Source organism: Pedococcus sp. P2_A3 (assembly GCF_056405035.1).
This window is the reverse complement of the sequence record NZ_JBFUCW010000013.1, coordinates 33,531-54,506: the sequence shown is the minus strand read 5'-3', so window position 1 is coordinate 54,506 and position 20,976 is coordinate 33,531. Positions and strand designations below refer to the sequence as shown.

The window sequence follows — 20,976 nt, the reverse complement described above, 5'->3', positions numbered from 1 at the left end:
CGGTGGGATGAAGGACATGACCACGCTGTCGCACACCGCGGGTGAGACCGACGTCCCGCTGCTCGAACAGACCATCCCCGACAACCTCGACGCCACCGTGGCCGCCTTCGGTGAGCGCGAGGCGCTGGTCGACGTCGCGCAGGGGATCCGTTGGACGTATGCCGAGTTCGGCGCCGAGGTGGGCCGCCTCGCCCGCGCGCTGCTCGCCTCCGGGATCACCAAGGGCGAGCGGGTGGGCATCTGGTCGCCGAACTGCGCACAGTGGACCCTGGTGCAGTACGCGACGGCGAAGATCGGCGCGATCCTCGTCAACATCAACCCGAGCTACCGCACCCACGAGCTCGAGTTCGTCCTCAAGCAGGCGGGTATCTCCGCGGTGTTCCTCGCCGAGTCGTTCAAGAGCAGTGACTACGTCGCCATGCTCGACGAGGTGCGGGCGAGCTGTCCCGCGCTGCGCGACTCCTACGTCTTCGGGCAGGAGTCGTGGGATGCGCTGCTCGCGCGCGCCGACGAGGCGTCGGACGAGCAGGTCGCCGAGGTCCAGGCCGGGCTCGACCCGCATGACGCGATCAACATCCAGTACACGTCGGGCACCACCGGCTTCCCCAAGGGCGCGACCCTCAGCCACCGCAACATCCTCAACAACGGCTACTTCGTCGGGGAGCTCTGCCGCTACACCGAAGCCGACCGGGTCTGCATCCCGGTCCCCTTCTACCACTGCTTCGGCATGGTCATGGGCAACCTCGCCTGCACCACCCACGGCGCCGCCATGGTCATCCCCGCGCCGGGCTTCGACCCCGCCGCGACGCTCAGGGCGACGGCCGACGAGAAGTGCACCTCGCTTTACGGCGTTCCCACGATGTTCATCGCGGAGTGGTCGCTACCCGACTTCGCGTCCTACGACCTGTCGTCGGTGAGGACCGGCATCATGGCCGGATCCCCTTGTCCCGCAACGATGATGACCAAGCTCATCGAGGCTGGGATCACCGAGATGACGATCTGCTACGGCATGACCGAGACCTCGCCGGTCTCGACCCAGAACCGCACCGACGACACCTTCGAGCAGAAGGTCGGCACGGTCGGCAGGGTGGGCCCGCACCTGGAGATCAAGGTCGTCGACCCGGTCTCGGGGGAGACGCTGCCCCGGGGTCAGGCGGGGGAGTTCTGCACCAAGGGCTACTCGGTGATGCTCGGCTACTGGGAGCAGCAGGACAAGACCGACGAGGTGCTCGTGGACGGCTGGATGCACACCGGTGACATCGCGGTGATGGACGACGACGGCTACGTGCAGATCACCGGCCGGATCAAGGACATGGTGATCCGGGGTGGGGAGAACGTCTACCCCCGTGAGATCGAGGAGTTCCTCTACACCCACCCCGACATCCTCGACGCCCAGGTCGTCGGTGTCCCCGACGACAGGTACGGCGAGGAGCTCTGTGCCTGGATCCGGATGAGGGAGGGCGCCGAGCCGCTCGACGCCGCCGCGGTCCGGGCCTTCGCCACCGGCAAGCTCGCCCACTACAAGATCCCGCGCTACGTCAGGATCGTCGACGAGTTCCCGATGACCGTGACCGGCAAGGTGCGCAAGGTCGAGATGCGGGAGAAGTCAGTGGCTGAGCTGGGCCTCGGCTGACGCCAGCTCGTCGTGGCTCGCCGCACGGGCTCGTCCGGCCGGGTGGCTCGGCCACCAGAACCGCTCCCCGAGCAGGCTCACGATGGCAGGCACCAGCACCGATCGCACGAGGAGCGTGTCGAGCAGCACCCCGAAGCCGACGATGACGCCGATCTGCGCGAGCTGCACCAGGGGCAGCACGCCGAGGACGGCGAAGACCGCGGCGAGCAGGATCCCGGCACTGGTGATCACGCCGCCGGTCACGGCCAGCGCGGTGACGATGGATTCCCGAGCGGTCACCCCGCCGGAGGCCTCCTCGCGGGCCCGGGTGGCCAGGAAGATGTTGTAGTCGACGCCGAGTGCCACGAGGAAGAGGAACGCCAGGAGCGGGGTGCTCACGTCGAGCGGCGGGAAGCCGAGGAGGTGCTGGAACGCGAACCAGCTTGCGCCCATGCTGGCGACGTAGGTCGCCACCACCGTCGTCACGAGGACCACAGCGGCCACGACGGAGCGCAGGAGCAACAGCAGGACCAGCAGCACGATCCCGAGGATGAGCGGGAACAACAGCCAGCGGTCGCCCTCGGTGGTGGTGCGTGCGTCGAGCGCCTCGGCGTCCGATCCGCCGACCACGGCCTTGGCGCCCGGGACGGCATGGACCGCAGCACGGAGCGCCTTCACCTGGTCGAAGGCCGCTGTCGTGCCAGGGTCCGCGGTCAGCACCACGTCGAGCTGCGCGATCCGGGAGTCGCCGCCCGCGGTGCGGACGTCCTGGACCCCGGGGACGGCCTTGGCGGCGGCAGTGACGGCCTCCGTGGCGGCCCGTTCGGTCACGACGACCGCTGGCTCGCTCGTCCCGGCGGGGAACGCCTTGGCCAGCTGCTCCTGGCCCACGACGGCCTCGGGCTTGGCGAGGAACTGCTCCTGGGGTGACTGACCGATCGACAGGCTGGTGCCGCCCAGCGCCAGCGTCACGAGCACCGCGACCGAGGCCAGGCCCACGACGACCGGCCGACGGGTCACCGCCTCACCGAGCCGTCGCCAGAGGCCTGCGTGACTCGGGTCGAGCGTGCCGACCCGTGGCACGAACGGCCAGAAGAGGCGCCGCCCGAACAGCACCATGCTCGCGGGCAGGACCAGGAGCGCGTAGGCGAGGGCGACGACGATGCCCACCGCCCCGGCATACCCGAGAGACTGGGCGAACGGGTCGTCGGCGAGGCCGAGGCTGAGCAGGGCGAGGGTGACGGTGCCTCCGCTGGCGAGGATCGCGGGCGCGGCGGACCGCAGGGCCGCCCGCATGGCCTCGTGGCGGTCGTCGGTGCGACGCAGCTCCTCGCGGTAGCGCGCGATCAGCAGCAGGGCGTAGTTGGTGCCGGCCCCGAACACCAGCACGGAGGTGATGCCGGTGACGGCGCCGTCGGCCCGAAGGTCGGTGCTCCGGCTGAGCAGGGCGATGGTCTTGCTGGCCACTTGGTCGCCGGTGCCGACCACGGTCAGCGGCACCAGCCACAGCCACGGGCTGCGGTACGTGAGCAGCAGCAGGATGGCGACGACCGCGGCGGTCGCGCCGAGGAGGCGGATGTCGGCCCCGTCGAACACGGCGCCGATGTCGGCCGAGAAGGCCGGGCCGCCGGTGACGGTCGCCGTGACCCCGGCGGGGAGATCGGCTTTGACGGCTGCGCGCAGGGCGGCAACGGCCGCGGAGACGTCGCCATCCGCCAGGTCGGCCCGCAGTGGCACGACGGCCAACGCGGTGGACCCGTCCTGAGAGACCTGGGGCGGGATGGCAGCCGAACCCGGTATGCCGCTCGGCGCCCACTCGGTGACGGCGGCGACACCGCGGTCGCGGGACTCCTGGACGGCCTGCACGTCCGCCTGACCCAGGGTGCCGCCGGCCCGCGTGTAGACGACGACTGCGGGGGCGATCCCGCTCGACGGCAGGCTGTCGCGCAACGCCGCCGCCCGGGCCGCCTCGGCGCTCGCCGGGAGCGAGGCCGCGGTGGTGGAGACCGGCGCCGCCTCTCCGGCGAACGCGAAGGCCGCGCCGGACACCAGCAGCGCGAGGACCACGACCACCCACTTGGACCGGGTCCCGGTGAGGCGCCCGAGGGCGCGTCCGACCGGCCCGAACACGCCGTGGGTGGCCTCTGGGCGGGATTCTTGTCCAACTTGGAATAGTTCCACGATGGAAACACTACACTCATCCCATGACCACTCGCCATACCCAGGACCCTGACGCTCGTGGGCGACGTCCTGCCGGTGACGCGGTGTCCGCGGCGATCATCGACGCGCTCCGCGCCTTCACCACGGCGATGGACCGCTACATCGACGTCCACGGCGGCGCGGTGGGCATGCACCGCACCGACCTGGTCGCGCTCGGGCACGTCATGGAGGCCGGCCGGGCCGGGGACCACCTGACGCCGAGCCAGCTCGCCTCGGCGCTCAACCTCAGCGCGCCGGCGACGTCAGCGCTCCTCACCCGGCTCGAGGGAGTCGGCCACGTGCAGCGCACCCACGCCAGCAGTGACCGTCGACGGGTCTCGATCGAGATGACCCAGGACGCCATGGCGGTCGGTCGACAGGTCTTCGGACCGCTCGCGGGGGAGATGCAGGCGGCGATCGGGGCCTACAGCCGAGCCGAGCAGGAGCTCGTCCTGAGGTTCCTCACCGACGTCCTCGAGGCGACTGCCCGGGCGACCCAGCCGGGTGGCCCGGGTGGCTCCGATGACGCCGCGGCGGGAGACGAACTCCCCACCTGAAGGCCGCTCCAGCGCGCTGACCTGCGACGACGCGAGTCCGTGGGGTGGTCGAGGGCACGGGGCTGGACTAGGTTCGAGGGGTCCGGCACACCGGACACTGACGACCCCAGGAGGGCGTATGGACGGCATGACCATCGTCTGGATCATCATCGCGATCATCGTGGTGCTTGTTCTGGTCGGGTTCCTCGTTTCCCAGTCCCGCAAGCGGCAGGCCGAGGCCCATCGCGAGGAGGCGGCTGACCTTCGCGCCACCGCCGCGGAGCACGACCGTGAGCACCGCGAGCGTGAGGCCGCGGCCCTCGAGGCCCAGGCCCAGGCCCAGGCCGACAAGGCCCGCGCCGAGGCGCAGGAGCAGCAGGCTCGGGCCCAACGGCTCGAAGCAGAGGCGGAGCGACGCGGCGAGGCGGCCACCGAGGCGCGCGACACCCGCGACGAGCACCTGCGACGGGCCGACGAGCGCGACCCGGACGTCGAGCTGTCCGAGACCCGCGACGACGTGGCCGTGGACGAGACCCGCGACGACGTGGCAGACGAGCGCCCCCGACAGCCCTGATTCTTCCTGCAACCTGAGCGCCCTCTGGGGCGCTCAGGTTGCGGGGAATGGGTTGACCCTCCGCACGGTTCTACGGGATAGTTGAAATTCGAACTAGATCGGGAGTGACCATGCCTGCTGTCTCCGTCGCCGACCTCACCGTCCTGCCACGGGTCCCCGCGGTGGCCCCTGCGGCTGTTCAGCGCCGGGTCCGCTCCGTGACGAGTGCGCCCGGCGGCCTCGAGGGCGAGGGCTTCCCGGTGAAGCGCGCCTTTGCCGGTGTCGACCTGCGCGACCTCGACCCGTTCATCCACATGGACGAGATGGGCGCCGTCGAGTACGCGCCCGGCGAGCCCAAGGGCACGCCCTGGCACCCGCACCGCGGCTTCGAGACGGTCACCTACATCATCGACGGCATCTTCGACCACCAGGACTCCTTCGGTGGCGGTGGCACGATCACGGACGGCGACACGCAGTGGATGACCGCCGGCTCGGGGATCCTGCACATCGAGGCCCCGCCGGAGCACCTCGTCGTCAGCGGCGGCCTGTTCCACGGCTTCCAGCTGTGGGTGAACCTCCCGAAGGTCGACAAGCTCAAGGCCCCGGCCTACCAGGACCTGCGCTCCAGCGAGGTCGGCCTGCTCACCTCCGCGGACGGCGGCTCCCTGCTGCGCGTCATCGCCGGCGAGGTCGGTGGCATCGCCGGCCCCGGGTCGACGCACACCCCCATGGCGATGGTGCACGCGACTGTCGCCCCCGGTGGAGAGCTGACCCTGCCGTGGCGCCGCGACTTCAACGCCCTCGTCTACGTCATGAGCGGTGACGGTTTCGTGGGCCCAGACCAGACCCCGGTCGGTCCCGGCCAGCTGGCCGTCTTCGGTCCCGGCGACGCGATCCAGCTCTCCTCGGCGCGCGCCCAGCAGGAGCGGTATGCCGCGGGGCTCGACGTCGTCGTCCTCGGTGGCCTGCCGATCCGCGAGCCCGTCGCCTGGGCCGGCCCGTTCGTCATGAACACCGAGGCGGAGGTCCGCAAGGCGTTCGAGGACTACCAGGCCGGGCGCCTCGGYCAGCCCGTGCCGCACGGCGACGTGGGCGGCAAGGCCTGACGGCGGCATACCGGCTGCTCCCTGGCGCGGGTCTTTGAGCGATCGGACGTGTCCTGACCCGTCGGATCGCTCAAAGACTCCGGTGGGGCTCGCTTTGACTCGTTCCCATGAGTAACGATACGCTCCGTAGCGTATTGAAAGGAGGCGGACCATGAGCCGTCACGCAGCCCGCAAGTACCCGCATGACTACCTGCACGAGAGCCGCCCGTACGCCGAGACCCAGTCCGACATCGGCGGTGGCCTGTTCCTGGGAGCCGTCACCCTCATCGTCCTGATGACCCTGATCGTCGTCGGCCTCGTCTGACCGGTACCCCTTCTCGCCGCGCCCGTCGTCCACCGTGTGGACGGCGGGCGCGACTGTCCTCACATTGCGGCGCCATTCCAGTGGCGCACCCCCTAGGTTTGGCGACGTCACGGCAGGTTTTGCAGAGTCACGGCCAGCGACGGGAGCAAGGGTGCGCATCGGAGTTCCAGCAGAGTCCAAGCCGGGGGAGACCCGGGTGGCCGCCACGCCCAGGACCGTGGGCCAGCTGATCGGCCTCGGGTACGACGTGGTGGTCGAGCGCGGCGCCGGAGCGCGGTCGTCCTTCTCCGACGACGCGTATGCCGCGGCCGGCGCCTCGGTGGGCGAGCCGGCCGAGGCGTGGGCGAGCGACGTCGTGCTGAAGGTGAACGCGCCGACCGACGCGGAGATCGGACAGCTTCGGGCGGGGTCACTGCTCGCCTCCCTGGTCTCGCCGGCACTGAACCCCGAGCTGGTCGAGCGCCTGACCGCCTCCGGGGTCACGGCGCTCGCGATGGACGCGGTGCCCCGTATCTCCCGCGCGCAGTCGCTCGACGTGCTCTCCTCGATGGCCAACATCGCCGGCTACCGAGCCGTGATCGAGGCGGCGCACGAGTTCGGCTCGCTGTTCACCGGACAGGTGACCGCCGCAGGCAAGGTCCCGCCCGCCAAGGTGCTCGTCGTCGGCGCGGGGGTCGCGGGGCTCGCGGCCATCGGTACCGCCAGCAGCCTCGGCGCGGTGGTGCGGGCGTTCGACGCCAGGTCGGAGGTCGGGGAGCAGGTCGAGTCGATGGGCGCCGAGTTCCTGCGGATCGAGGTCGAGGATGAGGGACCGTCGGCCACTGGCTACGCCAAGGAGATGGGCGAGGACTTCAACCGCAAGGCCGCCGAGCTCTACGCCGAGCAGGCCAAGGACGTGGACATCGTCATCACCACCGCCCTGATCCCGGGCCGGCCGGCTCCGCGGCTGCTCACCGAGGAGATGGTCGCCTCGATGAAGCCCGGCTCGGTGGTTGTGGACCTCGCCGCGGCCAACGGTGGCAACGTCGCCGGCACGGTCGCCGACCAGGTGGTCACGACCGCGAACGGCGTGAAGCTGATCGGCTACACCGACCTGCCGGGTCGACTGCCCACCCAGGCCAGCCAGCTCTTCGGCACCAACCTCGTCAACCTGCTCAAGCTCCTGACCCCCGGCAAGGACGGTCGCGTCGTCCTCGACCTCGACGACGTCGTGCAGCGCGGCATGACCGTCTGCCGCGACGGTGCCACCCTGTGGCCACCACCGCCGGTGCAGGTCAGTGCTGCCCCTGCCGCGGCGGCCAAGGCGCCGCCCGAGCCGAAGGCCCCGAAGCCACCCCCGGACCCGCGGCGCAAGTACGTCGCGATGGCCCTGGCCGCCGTCGTCTTCGGCGTCATCGCGGTGAACTCGCCGGCCGTGTTCCTCGGCCACTTCACGGTGTTCGCGCTGGCGGTCATCGTCGGGTTCTACGTCATCTCGAACGTCGCCCACGCCCTGCACACCCCGCTGATGGCGGAGACGAACGCCATCAGCGGCATCATCCTGGTCGGCGGTGTCCTGCAGCTCGGGAGCTCCAACGCGCTGATCCAGGTCCTCGCGTTCGCCGCCACCCTCGTGGCCAGCATCAACATCTTCGGAGGGTTCGCCGTGACCGGCCGGATGCTCCAGATGTTCCGGAAGGACTGAACCGTGACGACCAGCAACCTGGTGCAGGCGGCATACATCGTCTCGGCGGTGCTCTTCGTCCTCTCTCTCGCGGGGCTCTCGAAGCACGAGAAGGCCAAGGAGGGCAATGCGTTCGGCGTCGCCGGCATGGTCCTGGCCCTGGGTGCCACGATCTGGCTGTCGGTCAGCCGGGCCGATCACGCAGTGCTGACCTTCGCGCTGATCGCTGTCGCCATGGCGATCGGTGCCGCGATCGGGTTGTGGCGGGCCCGGGTCGTGGAGATGACCCAGATGCCGGAGCTCGTCGCGATGCTGCACAGCTTCGTCGGTCTCGCGGCCGTCCTGGTCGGCTACAGCTCCTACCTGCAGTCCCGCGACTCCAGCACCGACGACAAGCTGCACCTCGTCGAGGTCTTCATCGGGGTCTTCATCGGCGCCGTGACGTTCACCGGGTCGATCGTCGCATTCCTCAAGCTGAGCGCGCGGATCAAGTCCTCGCCGCTGATGCTGCCCGCACGGCACTGGCTCAACCTCGCGGCGCTGGTCGTGTCGGCCGGCCTGCTGGGGTGGTTCGTGCAGTCGCACTCGGTCATCCCGCTGGTGCTGATGACCGTGGTCGCGCTGGCGTTCGGGTGGCACCTGGTCGCCTCGATCGGCGGCGGCGACATGCCCGTCGTGGTCTCGATGCTCAACAGCTACTCCGGGTGGGCGGCCGCCGCAGCTGGCTTCATGCTCGGCAACGACCTGCTCATCGTCACCGGAGCCCTCGTCGGCTCCTCCGGTGCGATCCTCAGCTACATCATGTGCAAGGCCATGAACCGGTCGTTCTTCTCCGTGATCGCCGGCGGGTTCGGCCAGGAGGTGTCGGTCAGTGACGACACCGACTACGGCGAGCACCGCGAGACCATCGCCGCCGACGTCGCCGAGCTCCTGCGCGACGCCTCGAGCGTGGTCATCACCCCCGGCTACGGCATGGCCGTCGCGCAGGCGCAGTACCCCGTCGCCGAGCTCACCTCACAGCTGCGCAAGAAGGGCGTCAACGTCCGGTTCGGCATCCACCCCGTCGCGGGGCGGCTGCCCGGTCACATGAACGTCCTGCTCGCCGAGGCCAAGGTGCCCTACGACATCGTCCTGGAGATGGACGAGATCAACGGCGACCTCGCCGACACCGACGTCGTCCTCGTGATCGGCGCCAACGACACCGTGAACCCGTCCGCCGCCGAGGACCCCACCAGCCCGATCGCCGGCATGCCCGTGCTGGAGGTGTGGAAGGCCCGCAACGTCGTCGTCTTCAAACGGTCCATGGCCACTGGCTACGCGGGAGTGCAGAACCCGTTGTTCTTCAAGGAGAACAGCCAGATGCTCTTCGGCGACGCCAAGGAACGCGTCGAGGACATCATCAAGGCGCTGTGAGAATCCGGCCACCCCTGCGCATTCTGGAGGAGTCGCCGATCAGCGTCGCGACCACCCGTCCCGCGTGAGCCAGCACTCGTCGGCCCGACACGGCCCGGTCAGGCGCCTGCCGGCGGGGGGTGGCCCTGGTCGGCGACCACGCAGAACTCGTTGCCCTCAGGGTCGGCCATCACCTGCCACCAGCTGTCGATCGCTTCGAGCAGGTCGGTCACGGGCTCGCCGATCCGCCTGCCCCCCAACGCTTCGAGCCGCTCGACCAACCCCGGGACGCCGAGCTCCAGCGGCGGGTGGACGTCGACGTGCATACGGTTCTTGCCGGCCTTCTCCTCGGGCACCCGCTGCAGGATGAACACCGGCCCGGACGGCTCGCCCTCGCGCGGCCGCAGCACCTCGAACTCGGGCAGCGAGAACACCGCGTCGTAGCCGAGCGCCGCTGACCAGAACGGCACGAGCAGGGACAGGTCACGTCCGTCGAGGACCACCGAGAGTCGCATGGCTCCCACCATGCCGTATGCCGCGTGGCGACCACGCGGCATACGGGCAGGTCGTGGCTCGGTCGCCTCAGGTGCTGGTGAGGCTGGGGAGCTCGCCTTCCTTGGCCGTCCCGGTGAGGCGGCTGTTGTGCATGCCGTAGGTGAAGTAGATGACGAACCCCAGCAGCATCCAGACCAGGAACCGGATCCAGGTCTCGATCGACAGGTTGAGCATGAGGTAGATCGAGGCGAGCGCAGCTGCGACGGGGAGCCACGGCGACAGCGGCACGGTGAAGGCGCGCTTGAGGTCGGGGCGCTTGCGCCGCAGGATCGGGACCGCGACAGAGACGAGGGTGAACGCGGCCAGCGTGCCGATGTTCACCATCTCCTCGAGGTCGATGTGGTTGCCGAGCCACGAGCCGATGAACGCGACCACGAGGCCGACCGCGATGGTGATGCGGACAGGGGTGCCGGTCCGGGGGTTGGTGCGCCCGAAGGCCGGCGGCAGGAGCCAGTCGCGGCACATCGCGAAGAGCACGCGGGTCGCGCCGATGATGAGGGTCATGACGACCGTGGTCAGGCCGGCCACGGCGCCGCACGAGATGAGGGTGCCGTAGCCGCTCTTCCCGACGTCCTTGAAGGCGGTGGCCAAGGCTGCGTCGGGGTCGATCTTGTCGTACTTGACCATGCCGGTGATGACGAAGGCGACTGCGACGTAGAGGATCGTGCAGATCACGAGCGAGGCGATGATGCCGATCGGCAGGTCGCGCTGCGGCTTCTTGGCCTCCTCGGCGGTGGTGGCCACGACGTCGAACCCGATGTATGCGAAGAAGACGATCGACGCGCCCGCGAAGATGCCGCCGATGCCGTACGTCGTGGGGGTGAAGCCGAAGATGGCCTGGATGAGTGGTTGCTTGATGCCCTCGCTGCCAGCCCCGGACTTGGCCGGCGGGATGAACGGGTCGTAGTTCGCCGACTTGATGTAGGCGATCCCGGCGATGATGACGAAAAGCACGACGAAGAGCTTGATCGCGACGAGCACCAGGTTGACCCGCATCGACTCCTTGATGCCCCACGCCACGAGAGCCGTGAGGATGGCGATGAGCAGGAACGCCAGCAGGTTGAACTGACCGTGGGGGTTGCTGTCGGTGCGGGGGGCCAGGACGTCGGGCAGGTTGATGCCCATGTCGGTCAGCAGCAGGTTGGCGTACTGCGACCAGCCCTGCGAGACCACGCCGGCGCCCAGCGCGAGCTCGAGGAGCAGGTCCCAGCCGATGATCCAGGCGACCAGCTCACCGAGCGAGGCATAGGAGAAGGTGTAGGCCGACCCCGACACCGGCACGGTGGAGGCGAACTCGGCGTAGCAGAGCGCGGCCAGTCCGCAGACGACCGCGGCCACCACGAACGAGATGACGATGGATGGCCCGGCGTAGGCCTGGGCGGCCTTGCCCGTGAACGTGAAGATGCCCGCGCCGATGATGACGCCGATCCCGAAGACGGTGAGGTCGAGCCAGGAGAGGCTCTTCTTGAGCGCGAACTCCGGGTCCTCGGTCTCGCGGATCGACTGCTCGATCGACTTGGTCCTCATGACGGACATCGCATCGCCTCCCGGCTCGTTCGGGTGAGTCGCTCACGCGACTCTGGGCGCCGCCGGAGCGGCTCGGGTGAACCGCCGGAGCGGCTCGGGTGAACCGCCGGAGCGGCTCGATTCGAGCCAACCTAGCGCCGGTGCGAGCCCCTCGCTCCTTGGGAATCCGGCATACGAAACGTCCGGGCCGGCCCAGTGGGCCGACCCGGACGCCGGTGGTGCGGTGGACCTCAGACGAGGTCGTAGCGGTCGAGCTCCATGACCTTGACCCAGGCCGCGACGAAGTCGGTGACGAACTTGTCGGCGGCGTCGTCACTGGCGTAGACCTCGGCCAGGGCGCGCAGCTCGGAGTTCGACCCGAACACCAGGTCGGCCCGCGTTCCGGTCCACTTCACGGCACCGGAGGCGTCAACGCCCTCGTATGTCGCGGACTCGGGAGCGGAGGCGCGCCACGTCGTGTCCATGGAGAGCAGGTTGACGAAGAAGTCGTTCGTCAACGTGCCCGGGCGATCGGTGAGGACACCGGCCGTGGACTGCTGGTGGGTGGCACCGAGCACGCGCAGGCCTCCGACGAGGACGGTCATCTCGGGCGCGCTGAGGGTGAGGAGGTTCGCGCGGTCCACGAGCAGGAACTCCGCCGGAAGGCGCAGACCCTTGCCCGCGTAGTTGCGGAACCCGTCAGCCCGCGGCTCCATCTCGGCGAACGAGTCGACGTCGGTCTGCTCCTGCGTGGCGTCCGTGCGGCCCGGCGTGAAGGGCACCTCGACCTCACGGCCGCCGGCCTTGGCGGCCTGCTCGACCCCGACGCCACCGGCCAGCACGATCAGGTCGGCGATCGAGACCCGCTTGCCGCCGGTCTGCGCGCTGTTGAACGACTCCTGGATGCCCTCGAGCGTCCGGAGCACCGAGGCGAGTCGGGCGGGGTCGTTGACGTCCCAGCCGTTCTGCGGCGCGAGGCGCAGGCGGGCGCCGTTGGCGCCGCCGCGCTTGTCGCCACCACGGAAGGTGGAGGCCGAGGCCCAGGCGGTGGAGACGAGGTCGGCCACGGACAGGCCCGACGCGGCGATCTGCTCCTTGAGCGACGCGACGTCAGCCGCGTCGACCAGCTCGTGGTCGACGGCCGGAATCGGGTCCTGCCAGATCTGCACCTCGCTCGGGACCTCGGGGCCGAGGTAGCGGGCGACCGGGCCCATGTCGCGGTGGGTCAGCTTGAACCACGCCTTGGCGAAGGCGTCGGCGAACTCCTGCGGGTGCTCGAGGAAGCGACGCGAGATCTGCTCGTAGACCGGGTCGACGCGCAAGGCGAGGTCGGTCGTCAGCATGTTGGGGGCGATCCGCGCGGACGCGTCGTGGGCGGCCGGGACGGTGCCCTCGCCGCCACCGTCCTTGGGCTTCCACTGGTGCGCGCCGGCCGGGCTCTTGGTGAGCTCCCACTCGAAGCCGAAGAGGTTCTCGAAGAAGTGGTTGCTCCACTGCGTGGGCGTCTGGGTCCAGGTGACCTCGAGCCCGCTGGTGATGGTGTCGGCGCCCTTGCCGGTGCCGAACGAGTTGCGCCAGCCGAGGCCCTGCTCGGTGATGTCGGCGCCCTCGGGCTCGTCACCGACGTGCGGCTGCGGGTCGGCCGCGCCGTGGGTCTTGCCGAAGGTGTGGCCGCCGGCGATGAGCGCCACGGTCTCCTCGTCGTTCATCGCCATGCGGCGGAACGTCTCGCGGATGTCGCGCGCCGCAGCCAGGGGGTCGGGGTTGCCGTTGGGGCCCTCGGGGTTGACGTAGATGAGGCCCATCTGGACAGCGGCCAGCGGGTTCTCGAGGTCGCGGTCGCCCGTGTAGCGCTCGTCGCCGAGCCACTCGGTCTCCGGGCCCCAGTAGACGTCCTCGTCAGGCTCCCAGACGTCCTCGCGGCCCCCGGCGAACCCGAAGGTCTCGAAGCCCATCGTCTCCAGGGCGACGTTGCCGGTGAGGACCATCAGGTCGGCCCACGACAGGCTCTGGCCGTACTTCTGCTTGACCGGCCACAGCAGGCGGCGGGCCTTGTCGAGGTTGGCGTTGTCAGGCCAGGAGTTGAGCGGGGCGAACCGCTGCTGTCCGGAGCCTGCTCCACCGCGGCCGTCGCGGATCCGGTAGGTGCCGGCGCTGTGCCAGGCCATCCGGATCATGAACGGGCCGTAGTTGCCGAAGTCGGCCGGCCACCAGTCCTGCGACGTCGTGAGGACCTCGGCGATGTCCTGCTTGACGGCGGCGAGGTCGAGCGACTGGAACGCCTTGGCGTAGTCGAAGTCGCCACCGAGCGGGTTGGCCACCACTGGGTTCTTGGCGAGGATCCGCAGGTTGAGCCGCTCCGGCCACCAGCCGCGGTTGCTGCCGCCGCCCTGGGTCGGGTGGGGAGCGGCGTGCGCGACGGGGCACTTGCCCTCGGAGTCGCTCTCGCTGGTGACGCCATCGGCTTGGGCGTTGGGCTCGGCAACCAGGGGCTGATCGGGGTCCCAGCCCTCGGTGTTGGGGGTCGTGGGCTGATCGGTGTCCGACATGGGATTCCCTTCTTTTCGGTGACGCAGGCGCGGTGGTTCGGCTGCAGTGGTGGGGACTCGCTGGGTGGTCTTCGGTGGGTGGTCAGTCAGAGGGGGATGGGTATGCCGCGCCATCGCGGACGCAGTCGGGGCACCGGCCCCAGTAGACGACCTCGGCCTCGTCGATCACGAAGCCCTGGCTGTCGGACGCGGTGAGGCAGGGGACCTCGCCGACCGCGCACTCGACGTCGGAGATCGTGCCGCAACCGCGGCACACGACGTGGTGGTGGTTGTCGGCGACCCGGGCTTCGTAGCGGGCGACCGAGCCGGCAGGCTGGATGCGACGGAGCAGCCCCGCCGCGGTGAGTGCGCGCAGCACGTCGTAGACGGCCTGGTGCGAGACGTCGCCCAGGCCGGCCCGGACCGCCCCGATGATCGTGTCGGTGTCGGCGTGCGGGTGGTCGTGCACGGCCGTCAGGACGGCGACTCGGGGCCGGGTCACCCGGAGCTCGGCGCCGCGAAGCACCTGCTCGAGCTCGACCGGGGTGGGCATGGCCCGAGCCTGTCCCAGTTTCTTGAATGAGTCAAGAAAATGTCAGGTGATGGACCAGTGAACACCCGACGTCTGGCCACCGGTGTGGCTCGTGGCCCCCCGGATCCGGCGTCCGGTGGGCCACCGGCGGCCAGGAGTGGCGTCAGTCGTCGAACGGCTCGGGACGCCGACGGATGGGGATCGGGCCGGTGTCGGCGCTGCGGTCGCGGGTCCGCAGGTCGGGGCTGCGGTAGAGCGAGTCACGGTGTGAGGAGGCCGGGGGCCGGGCCGGGCTGTGCCGCGGGTCGTCCCACCCGGCATACGGGTCGGGGAGCTGGCCCCCGGAGCGGCCGGCGGTCGGTGGCTCGTCCCAGCCGTCGTCGAACGGCTCGTCGTACGGCTCGCCATACGCGTCGCCATAGGGGTCGTCGAACGGGTCGGTGCGGTCGGTGACCCCGAAGATCTCGGAGCAGATGACGCGGTAGTGGTGGTCAGGGTCGGGCACGAAGCTGACCTTGTGGAGGGCCTGGTCCTGGCCGGCCGACTCGAGCACGAACCGGCCGTAGCCGAAGACCCGTCCCGGCACCGACCGCTCGTACGCCATGTCGGTGACCTTGGTCAGGGGCATCATCGGCACGCGCCGGGTGATGAAGCCGTGGAACAGCAGCAGCCGCTTGTCGGTGGCGATGAACCAGTCGTGGCGCCAGTTGACGACCTTCCACGCTGCCCGCGCCACCAGCGCGAACCAGGCCCACCACGCCACGGTGCTGAGGAGACCCAGCTCGGGAGCCACCGTCGCGTCGAGCCAGCCCGCCACGACGAGCCCGGCCACGGCGGACCCGACCGGCTCGGCGACCCTGCCCCAGTGCTGGTGCACTGCGAAGACGATCCGCTCGCCGTCGACGAGGTAGCGCTCGATCTCGCTCCGGCTGGGCGTGGGGCCCATGGGGTGCTACCGGCCGAGCAGGGCGTCGAAGAAGTTGCCGATGTTGCGCACACCGTCGGCGAGGATGCTGCCGGAGGTCTTGACGATCTGGGCGGCCTGGTCCGGAGACGTGAAGATGGCGTAGGCGGCGAACGCGACGAGGACCCACAGCAGGATCTTCTTCACGCGCGTCATGCTCGGCTCCTCGGTAGGTCATGGAGAGGCGTGCCGGTCGGGCACACCGCCTGGTCCATCCTGACCGATGCCATCGGCCGAACGGGTGAGGCGCGCCGCGCGGCCCGGCCCCGCGGCATACCTGTGGGGGCGGGTCAGACGACGCCGTAGAGGCGGTCGCCCGCGTCGCCGAGGCCGGGCACGATGTAACCCTTGTCGTTGAGCCTCTCGTCGAGGGCGCCCGTGACGATCGTGATCGGGATCTCGAGGTCGGCCAGCGACTCCTCGACGTGCTTGATGCCCTCGGGGGCGGCGAGCAGCGTCACGGCCGTGATGTCGTCGGCGCCACGGTCGGCGAGGTAGCGGATGGCGTCGACCAAGGTGCCCCCCGTCGCGAGCATGGGGTCGACGACGTAGCACTGGCGGCCGTGCAGGTCGTCGGGCAGCCGGTTGGCGTAGGTGATCGCCTCGAGCGTCTCCTCGTTGCGCTGCATGCCGAGGAACCCCACCTCGGCGCTCGGCAGCAGCCGCACCATGCCCTCGAGCATGCCCAGGCCCGCGCGCAGGATCGGCACGATGAGCGGCTTGGGGTTGGACAGCTTGATGCCCGTGGTCGGGGCCACCGGCGTCTCGATGTCGAACGGCTCCACGCGCACGTCACGGGTGGCCTCGTAGGCCAGCAGCGTCACCAGCTCCTCGGCCAGCCGCCGGAAGGTCGGGCTGTCCGTGCGCTTGTCGCGCAGGTAGGTCAGCTTGTGCGTGATGAGCGGGTGGTCGGCAACGTGGACGCGCATAGCCGAAACTTAGCGCGTGCCGCCATCGGCGCGTCCACGGCCGCGGGCTGGGCTCAACCCAGGGCGTCGCACAGTGGTTGCACCGCGGCGGTGTTGCCGTTGACGAAGTAGTCGTCGAACCGGTGCGGTCCCGCCTGGAACTCGATCGAGCCGTCGGCCTCGCGGATCACGGTGCGGCCCGCGTCGACGAAGATCGTCGAGCCCGCGTCGTTGATGACCCGCAGCCTGGTGGTGACTTCCTCGGTGCCGGTGGTGTTGTCGCCGGGCACGGCGAGGTCGTGGAGGATGCGGTCGGTCTGCAGGTAGGCGGCCGACCGGCCGGTCACGGGGTTGGTGATGGTGGCCGTCCACTCGTCACGGAAGTGCCTGCGCAGCAGGTTTCCGTCACCGTCGTAGTAGCGCTTGCCCACCACCGAGCGTGTGTTGACCTCGAGGAGCTCGACCGGCCCGGCAGCAGAGGCGCAGACCACTCCGTTCGGCTCGTGGTCGAGCACCACCTCGGTGAAGTGCAGGTCGCAGATGATGCCACCTCCTTGCACGAGTCGCGGCCGGGCGCCGCACCCTGCGCCCCATGCTCGACCCGCGCCCTCCCCGCGGCATCAGTGGAAGCACGTAGGGGCCCGACCGGCGCCTCGCGCGCCGGCCCGGGATGCGGTCCAGGGTGGCCGAACGGCGCCGCAGGCCGAGCATGGGCGAGACTGGGCACGTGACCTCCACCCGCGGGCCCTCCGTCGACGAGCGGTATGCCGCGTGGATGGGGGAGGCGCTCAGGTACGGCTCGGGCTCGCCGGGGACCGATGTGCCCGTGGGTGCCGTGGTCGTCTCCGCCGAGGGCGAGGTGATCGGCAGGGGCCGCAACGTGCGCGAGGAGGACGGCGACCCCATCGGTCACGCCGAGATGCTGGCACTGCGCGAGGCCGGCTACGCCAGGGGCGAGTGGCGACTCCAGGGCTGCACGCTGGTGGTGACCCTGGAGCCCTGCCCCATGTGCGCTGGCGCGATCATGCTGTCGAGGGTCGACCGCGTCGTGTTCGGGGCCTGGGACCCGAAGCTGGGGGCGTGCGGGTCGGTCTGGGACATCGTGCGTGACCGTCGCGCCAACCACTTCGTCGAGGTCGTCGGCGGGGTGCGTGAGGAGGAGTGTTCCACGGCCCTCCTCGACTTCTTCGCCGCCCGACGAGCAGCGGGAATCCAGGAGGGGGCGGACACGGACGCCTCGGGGTACTCGTCGTGACCGGCATCATCAACAGCCTCGTCAACCAGGTGCTGGGCTCGCCACCCTGGCTGGTCTACCTCATCATCGCGCTCGTGGTCTTCGCCGAGGACGCGTTGTTCGTGGGGTTCGTGCTGCCCGGCGAGACGCTGGCCATCATCGGCGGTGTGACGGCCAGCCTGGGCCACACGTCGCTGGCCTGGGTGCTGGTCGTCGTCATCCTCGCGGCGATCATCGGCGACTCGGTGGGCTACGAGATCGGGCGCCTGTTCGGGCCGCGGGTGATGGGGCTGAAGATCCTCGAGCGCCGCCAGGAGAAGCTCGGCTCGGCCCAGGACTTCCTGCGCCGCCGGGGCGGCTCGGCGGTCTTCCTCGGTCGCTGGACGGCCTTCTTCCGGGCGGTCATGCCGGCGCTCGCCGGGCTCTCGGGCATGCGCTACCGGGTGTTCCTGCCGTGGAACGCGGCCGGCGGAATCGCCTGGGGCGCAACGGCAGTGACCGCGGGCTACCTCGCCGGTGAGTCGTACCACCGGGTCGAGAAGTGGCTGGGCCGTGGCGCCGCGGGGATCGTCGGGCTCATCGTGGTGGTCGCGATCGTGGTGTGGGCCGTGCGCCGCCACCGTGATCGCTCCCGCTCCGAGTCGAGGTAAACACGCCCGGAATCCCCGGCGTGTTCACATCGACCCGACAGCGGCGTCGCCGAGTTCACCTGACGGTCGCCGAGGTGGCCACCGGGAGTTCACCTGGCGGGTGGAGAACTCTCCTGTCCCCTCTGACAGGAGCCCCATGCGTCGCCACCTCGCCCTCGCCACCAGCTGTGCCACCGCCGTCATCGCACTCGTCTCGCTCACCGCGCCCACGGCGCAGGCCGTCGACGGCCAGCAGAAGCCGGGTCACCAGACCTTCGCCGTGATCGGCGACGTCCCCTACGGCGCAGACCAGGTGGCCAAGTTCCCGGCCTGGGTCGACCAGATCAACGCCGACCCCGACGTCGAGCTCGCCTTCCACGTGGGAGACATCAAGAACGGCTCCACCCGCTGCGACGACGCCTACTACCGGATGATCCGCGCCCAGTTCGACCGGTTCGCCGACCCGCTGGTCTACACCCCGGGCGACAACGAGTGGACCGACTGCCACCGGGCCAACAACGGCGCCTACCAGCCGCTCGACCGCCTCGCCTTCGACCGGGCGGTGTTCTTCGACCAGCCGGGGACGACGCTCGGCGCCCCCGCGCCGGTGTCGGTGCCGGACGCGGCATACCCGGAGAACGTGTCCCTTCGGCACGCAGGGGTGGACTTCGCGGTGCTGCACGTCGTCGGGTCGAACAACGACCTCCAGCCGTGGACGGGCCTCGGCAACACGACGGCGACGCCGGCCCAGGTCGCTGAGGAGGAGGCCCGCATGGCGGCCTCGATCTCGTTGCTGCGCAGCACGTTCGCCGAGGCACGCAAGCGCCACGACCGCGCCGTCGTCGTGCTCCAGCAGGCCGACATGTTCGACCCGACCTACACGCCGGCGCCCAAGGACATCTCCGCCTTCCAGCCCTTGGTGCAGGCCCTGGTGGACGAGACGAACGCCTTCCCGGGCGATGTCTACCTCGTCAACGGCGACTCGCACATCTACAACTCGGACCGTCCGTTGGCACCCGGGTCGGTGTGGCTGAGCAGGTACGGCGTCACGGGGTCGGCGGCCGGACTCGAGCGGATCACGGTGGACGGGTCGGACAACAACAAGGACTGGCTCAAGGTCACCGTCAACCGCCCCGGCGCGGCCGGCACGCTGAGCTGGACCCGGGTGCCGTACACCGGCTGACGCCTCGCCGTAGCCCGGTCGACAGCGCGCTCGCGATCACGGGCGCGTTGTCGGCGCCTCGGTCGTGGTCTCGGTCGTGGTCTCGGTCGTGGCCGTCACCTTGGGCATGAGCAGCGCGGCGACGACGGTCAAGAGCGCCGCCACGAGGACGCCGACGAAGACGGCAGCGCCGGCGTCGGTCGCGGTGGCGGGATCGGTCTCGGGGCGTCCGGAGCGGGCGATCACACCGTTCGCGACGGCACCCAGCACGGCCGCGCCGAGAGCGCTGCCGATCGACCGGGCGAACAGGTTGGTGCCTGTCGCGACGCCGCGCTCGTGCCACTCGACGCTGGCCTGCGCCGCGATGAGCGACGGGCTCGCGACCAGCCCCATGCCGAGGCCGGTGACGAAGCACGAGACGGCGACCACGGCGACGGACGGCTGCTGTGCCGTCAGGGCGAGCGTCGCCGTGCCGACGACGACGAGGGCGATGCCGACGAGGATCGCCGGCCGGAAGCCGAACCGCAGGTAGAGCAGCCGCCCCGACAGGGTGGCCGCGATGGGCCAGCCGATCGTCAGCGCCGCGAGGGCGAGACCGCCGACCAGCGGGTCGACGCCGAGGGAGTTCTCGAGGTAGGTGGGGACGAACGACGTCAGGCCGATGAGGATGACGCCGACCCCCAGCGCCAGCATCGTGGTCGTGGCGAGGAGTCGGCGGCTCAGCACCCAGAGCGGCAGCACGGGCTCGGCTGCGCGACGCTCCACCAGCAGGAAGCCGAGGAGCAGCAGTGAGCCGCCGCCCAGCACCCCGACGCTGGTCGGCGACGACCACGACCACGCCTGGCCGCCCTCGAGGATGCCGAGGATCAGCAACGACATGGCACCCGTGAGCAGTGCGGCTCCCGCATAGTCGATGCGGTGCTCGTGGCGCTCGACCCGCTCGTGGAAGTTGCGGGCGATGAGGGCGCCAGCGAGCAGGCAGAGCGGCACGTTCACGAAGAAGATCCAGCGCCAGATGCCCAGCTGGGAGAAGACCCCGCCGAGGGTGGGACCCACGACCGACGCGACCGCCCAGACGCTCGCGATGTAGCCCTGGGCCTTTGCGCGCTCGGCCACGGTGTAGATGTCGCCCGCGATGGTGATCGCCATCGGCTGCACCGCCCCGGCGCCGAGCCCCTGGAGCGCGCGGAAGACGATGAGCGAGGTCATGCTCCACGCGAAGCCACACAGCACCGACCCGGCCAGGAAGAGCCCGATGCCGTAGAGCATGAGCGGCTTGCGCCCGACGATGTCGGCGAGCTTCGCGTAGATGGGCACCGACACGGCCTGGGCCAGCAGGTAGACCGAGAACAGCCACGGGAACTGCGAGAACCCGCCGAGGTCGCGCACCACCGACGGCACCGCCGTGGCGAGGATCGTCGCGTCCATGGCGATGAGCCCGGTTGAGACCATCAGGGCGAGCAGGATGGGCCCGCGGTCGGAGCGCAGGCCCACTCCAGCGGTGGTCGTGGTCGTGGAGGTCATCTCCGGTGACAAGGGTGGTGGGGGTCCGCGCATTCCCGCACCGCTCGGTGGTGGCGCCCTGGAGCGGGC

The 20,976-nt window shown here is 70.3% G+C and carries 20 protein-coding genes; 10 read left to right on the top strand and 10 right to left on the bottom strand.

The window, feature by feature from the left end:
- Positions 1-16: 16 nt before the first annotated feature.
- The gene (locus tag AC1DX8_RS11810) at positions 17-1,633 is read left to right on the top strand and encodes an AMP-binding protein (RefSeq protein ID WP_477630119.1); all 1,617 of its coding nucleotides are present in this window, start codon (positions 17-19) and stop codon (positions 1,631-1,633) included.
- Here the strand turns inward: AC1DX8_RS11810 and AC1DX8_RS11805 are convergent.
- A complete protein-coding gene (locus tag AC1DX8_RS11805) occupies positions 1,607-3,793 on the bottom strand; it encodes an MMPL family transporter (protein WP_477630118.1) in 2,187 nt (728 codons plus the stop codon). The two genes, AC1DX8_RS11810 and AC1DX8_RS11805, sit on opposite strands and share 27 nt — an antisense overlap.
- Before the next feature lie 23 nt (positions 3,794-3,816).
- Between AC1DX8_RS11805 and AC1DX8_RS11800 the strand changes: the two genes are divergently transcribed.
- The 6 genes from AC1DX8_RS11800 (at position 3,817) to pntB (ending at position 9,386) form a co-directional block, all read left to right on the top strand.
- Positions 3,817-4,368 carry a MarR family winged helix-turn-helix transcriptional regulator gene (locus AC1DX8_RS11800; protein WP_477630117.1) on the top strand — a complete coding sequence of 184 codons (552 nt, stop codon included), beginning with the start codon at positions 3,817-3,819 and terminating at the stop codon, positions 4,366-4,368.
- A 118-nt stretch (positions 4,369-4,486) separates the two neighbouring features.
- On the top strand, positions 4,487-4,921 hold the full coding sequence (locus AC1DX8_RS11795) for a hypothetical protein (RefSeq protein WP_477630116.1): 435 nt from the start codon (positions 4,487-4,489) through the stop codon (positions 4,919-4,921).
- 110 nt (positions 4,922-5,031) lie between these two features.
- Positions 5,032-6,006 carry a pirin family protein gene (locus tag AC1DX8_RS11790; protein WP_477630115.1) on the top strand — a complete coding sequence of 325 codons (975 nt, stop codon included), beginning with the start codon at positions 5,032-5,034 and terminating at the stop codon, positions 6,004-6,006.
- A 151-nt stretch (positions 6,007-6,157) separates the two neighbouring features.
- Positions 6,158-6,310, top strand: coding sequence for a hypothetical protein (locus tag AC1DX8_RS11785; protein ID WP_477630114.1), 153 nt, complete (start codon positions 6,158-6,160; stop codon positions 6,308-6,310).
- Between the two features lie 151 nt (positions 6,311-6,461).
- Positions 6,462-7,994 (top strand): Re/Si-specific NAD(P)(+) transhydrogenase subunit alpha, encoded by a 1,533-nt coding sequence (locus tag AC1DX8_RS11780; RefSeq protein ID WP_477630113.1) that lies wholly within the window; start codon positions 6,462-6,464, stop codon positions 7,992-7,994.
- A gap of 3 nt (positions 7,995-7,997) precedes the next feature.
- Positions 7,998-9,386: a Re/Si-specific NAD(P)(+) transhydrogenase subunit beta gene (gene pntB, locus AC1DX8_RS11775; RefSeq protein WP_477630112.1), complete on the top strand. Its 1,389-nt coding sequence runs from the start codon at positions 7,998-8,000 to the stop codon at positions 9,384-9,386.
- Between the two features lie 98 nt (positions 9,387-9,484).
- On the opposite strand, the gene AC1DX8_RS11770 is transcribed toward pntB, so the two are convergent.
- The 8 genes from AC1DX8_RS11770 to AC1DX8_RS11735 all read right to left on the bottom strand — a co-directional run bounded on the left by AC1DX8_RS11770 (position 9,485) and on the right by AC1DX8_RS11735 (position 16,918).
- Positions 9,485-9,880: a VOC family protein gene (locus AC1DX8_RS11770; protein WP_477630111.1), complete on the bottom strand. Its 396-nt coding sequence runs from the start codon at positions 9,878-9,880 to the stop codon at positions 9,485-9,487.
- Positions 9,881-9,947: 67 nt separating this feature from the next.
- Positions 9,948-11,456, bottom strand: coding sequence for an amino acid permease (locus AC1DX8_RS11765; protein ID WP_477630110.1), 1,509 nt, complete (start codon positions 11,454-11,456; stop codon positions 9,948-9,950).
- Positions 11,457-11,677: 221 nt separating this feature from the next.
- The gene (gene katG, locus AC1DX8_RS11760) at positions 11,678-13,975 is read right to left on the bottom strand and encodes a catalase/peroxidase HPI (protein WP_477630109.1); all 2,298 of its coding nucleotides are present in this window, start codon (positions 13,973-13,975) and stop codon (positions 11,678-11,680) included.
- Between the two features lie 82 nt (positions 13,976-14,057).
- Positions 14,058-14,507, bottom strand: a complete 450-nt coding sequence (locus AC1DX8_RS11755; protein WP_477630108.1) for a Fur family transcriptional regulator — start codon at positions 14,505-14,507, stop codon at positions 14,058-14,060.
- Positions 14,508-14,649: 142 nt separating this feature from the next.
- Entirely contained in the window at positions 14,650-15,432 is a 783-nt protein-coding gene (locus AC1DX8_RS11750) for a PH domain-containing protein (RefSeq protein WP_477630107.1), read from the bottom strand.
- Between the two features lie 6 nt (positions 15,433-15,438).
- Positions 15,439-15,606, bottom strand: coding sequence for a hypothetical protein (locus AC1DX8_RS11745; protein WP_477630106.1), 168 nt, complete (start codon positions 15,604-15,606; stop codon positions 15,439-15,441).
- Between the two features lie 134 nt (positions 15,607-15,740).
- Entirely contained in the window at positions 15,741-16,379 is a 639-nt protein-coding gene (gene upp / locus AC1DX8_RS11740; RefSeq protein ID WP_477630105.1) for a uracil phosphoribosyltransferase, read from the bottom strand.
- 53 nt (positions 16,380-16,432) lie between these two features.
- On the bottom strand, positions 16,433-16,918 hold the full coding sequence (locus AC1DX8_RS11735) for a hypothetical protein (RefSeq protein WP_477630104.1): 486 nt from the start codon (positions 16,916-16,918) through the stop codon (positions 16,433-16,435).
- Positions 16,919-17,133: 215 nt separating this feature from the next.
- Here AC1DX8_RS11735 and AC1DX8_RS11730 point away from each other — a divergent pair, with 215 nt between their 5' ends.
- From AC1DX8_RS11730 to AC1DX8_RS11720, 3 genes are all read left to right on the top strand, one after another.
- Positions 17,134-17,613, top strand: a complete 480-nt coding sequence (locus AC1DX8_RS11730) for a nucleoside deaminase (protein ID WP_477630186.1) — start codon at positions 17,134-17,136, stop codon at positions 17,611-17,613.
- Complete coding sequence (locus tag AC1DX8_RS11725; protein WP_477630103.1) at positions 17,610-18,242, top strand: DedA family protein; 633 nt, start codon at positions 17,610-17,612, stop codon at positions 18,240-18,242. Before AC1DX8_RS11730 ends, AC1DX8_RS11725 begins: the two co-directional genes overlap by 4 nt.
- A 136-nt stretch (positions 18,243-18,378) precedes the next feature.
- The gene (locus AC1DX8_RS11720; protein ID WP_477630102.1) at positions 18,379-19,404 is read left to right on the top strand and encodes a metallophosphoesterase; all 1,026 of its coding nucleotides are present in this window, start codon (positions 18,379-18,381) and stop codon (positions 19,402-19,404) included.
- A 36-nt stretch (positions 19,405-19,440) separates the two neighbouring features.
- On the opposite strand, the gene AC1DX8_RS11715 is transcribed toward AC1DX8_RS11720, so the two are convergent.
- Positions 19,441-20,907, bottom strand: a complete 1,467-nt coding sequence (locus tag AC1DX8_RS11715) for an MDR family MFS transporter (protein ID WP_477630101.1) — start codon at positions 20,905-20,907, stop codon at positions 19,441-19,443.
- Positions 20,908-20,976: the final 69 nt, after the last annotated feature.

Excerpts from the sequence above, each read along its gene's own strand:
- AC1DX8_RS11750 (WP_477630107.1), bottom strand. The coding sequence starts at position 15,432 with ATGGGCCCCACGCCCAGCCGGAGCGAGATCGAGCGCTACCTCGTCGAC.
- AC1DX8_RS11730 (WP_477630186.1), top strand. The coding sequence starts at position 17,134 with ATGGGGGAGGCGCTCAGGTACGGCTCGGGCTCGCCGGGGACCGATGTG.
- AC1DX8_RS11745 (WP_477630106.1), bottom strand. The coding sequence starts at position 15,606 with ATGACGCGCGTGAAGAAGATCCTGCTGTGGGTCCTCGTCGCGTTCGCC.
- AC1DX8_RS11720 (WP_477630102.1), top strand. The coding sequence starts at position 18,379 with ATGCGTCGCCACCTCGCCCTCGCCACCAGCTGTGCCACCGCCGTCATC.
- AC1DX8_RS11715 (WP_477630101.1), bottom strand. The coding sequence starts at position 20,907 with ATGACCTCCACGACCACGACCACCGCTGGAGTGGGCCTGCGCTCCGAC.
- AC1DX8_RS11755 (WP_477630108.1), bottom strand. The coding sequence starts at position 14,507 with ATGCCCACCCCGGTCGAGCTCGAGCAGGTGCTTCGCGGCGCCGAGCTC.
- AC1DX8_RS11785 (WP_477630114.1), top strand. The coding sequence starts at position 6,158 with ATGAGCCGTCACGCAGCCCGCAAGTACCCGCATGACTACCTGCACGAG.
- upp (WP_477630105.1), bottom strand. The coding sequence starts at position 16,379 with ATGCGCGTCCACGTTGCCGACCACCCGCTCATCACGCACAAGCTGACC.
- AC1DX8_RS11765 (WP_477630110.1), bottom strand. The coding sequence starts at position 11,456 with ATGTCCGTCATGAGGACCAAGTCGATCGAGCAGTCGATCCGCGAGACC.
- AC1DX8_RS11800 (WP_477630117.1), top strand. The coding sequence starts at position 3,817 with ATGACCACTCGCCATACCCAGGACCCTGACGCTCGTGGGCGACGTCCT.
- katG (WP_477630109.1), bottom strand. The coding sequence starts at position 13,975 with ATGTCGGACACCGATCAGCCCACGACCCCCAACACCGAGGGCTGGGAC.
- AC1DX8_RS11770 (WP_477630111.1), bottom strand. The coding sequence starts at position 9,880 with ATGCGACTCTCGGTGGTCCTCGACGGACGTGACCTGTCCCTGCTCGTG.
- AC1DX8_RS11810 (WP_477630119.1), top strand. The coding sequence starts at position 17 with ATGACCACGCTGTCGCACACCGCGGGTGAGACCGACGTCCCGCTGCTC.
- AC1DX8_RS11795 (WP_477630116.1), top strand. The coding sequence starts at position 4,487 with ATGGACGGCATGACCATCGTCTGGATCATCATCGCGATCATCGTGGTG.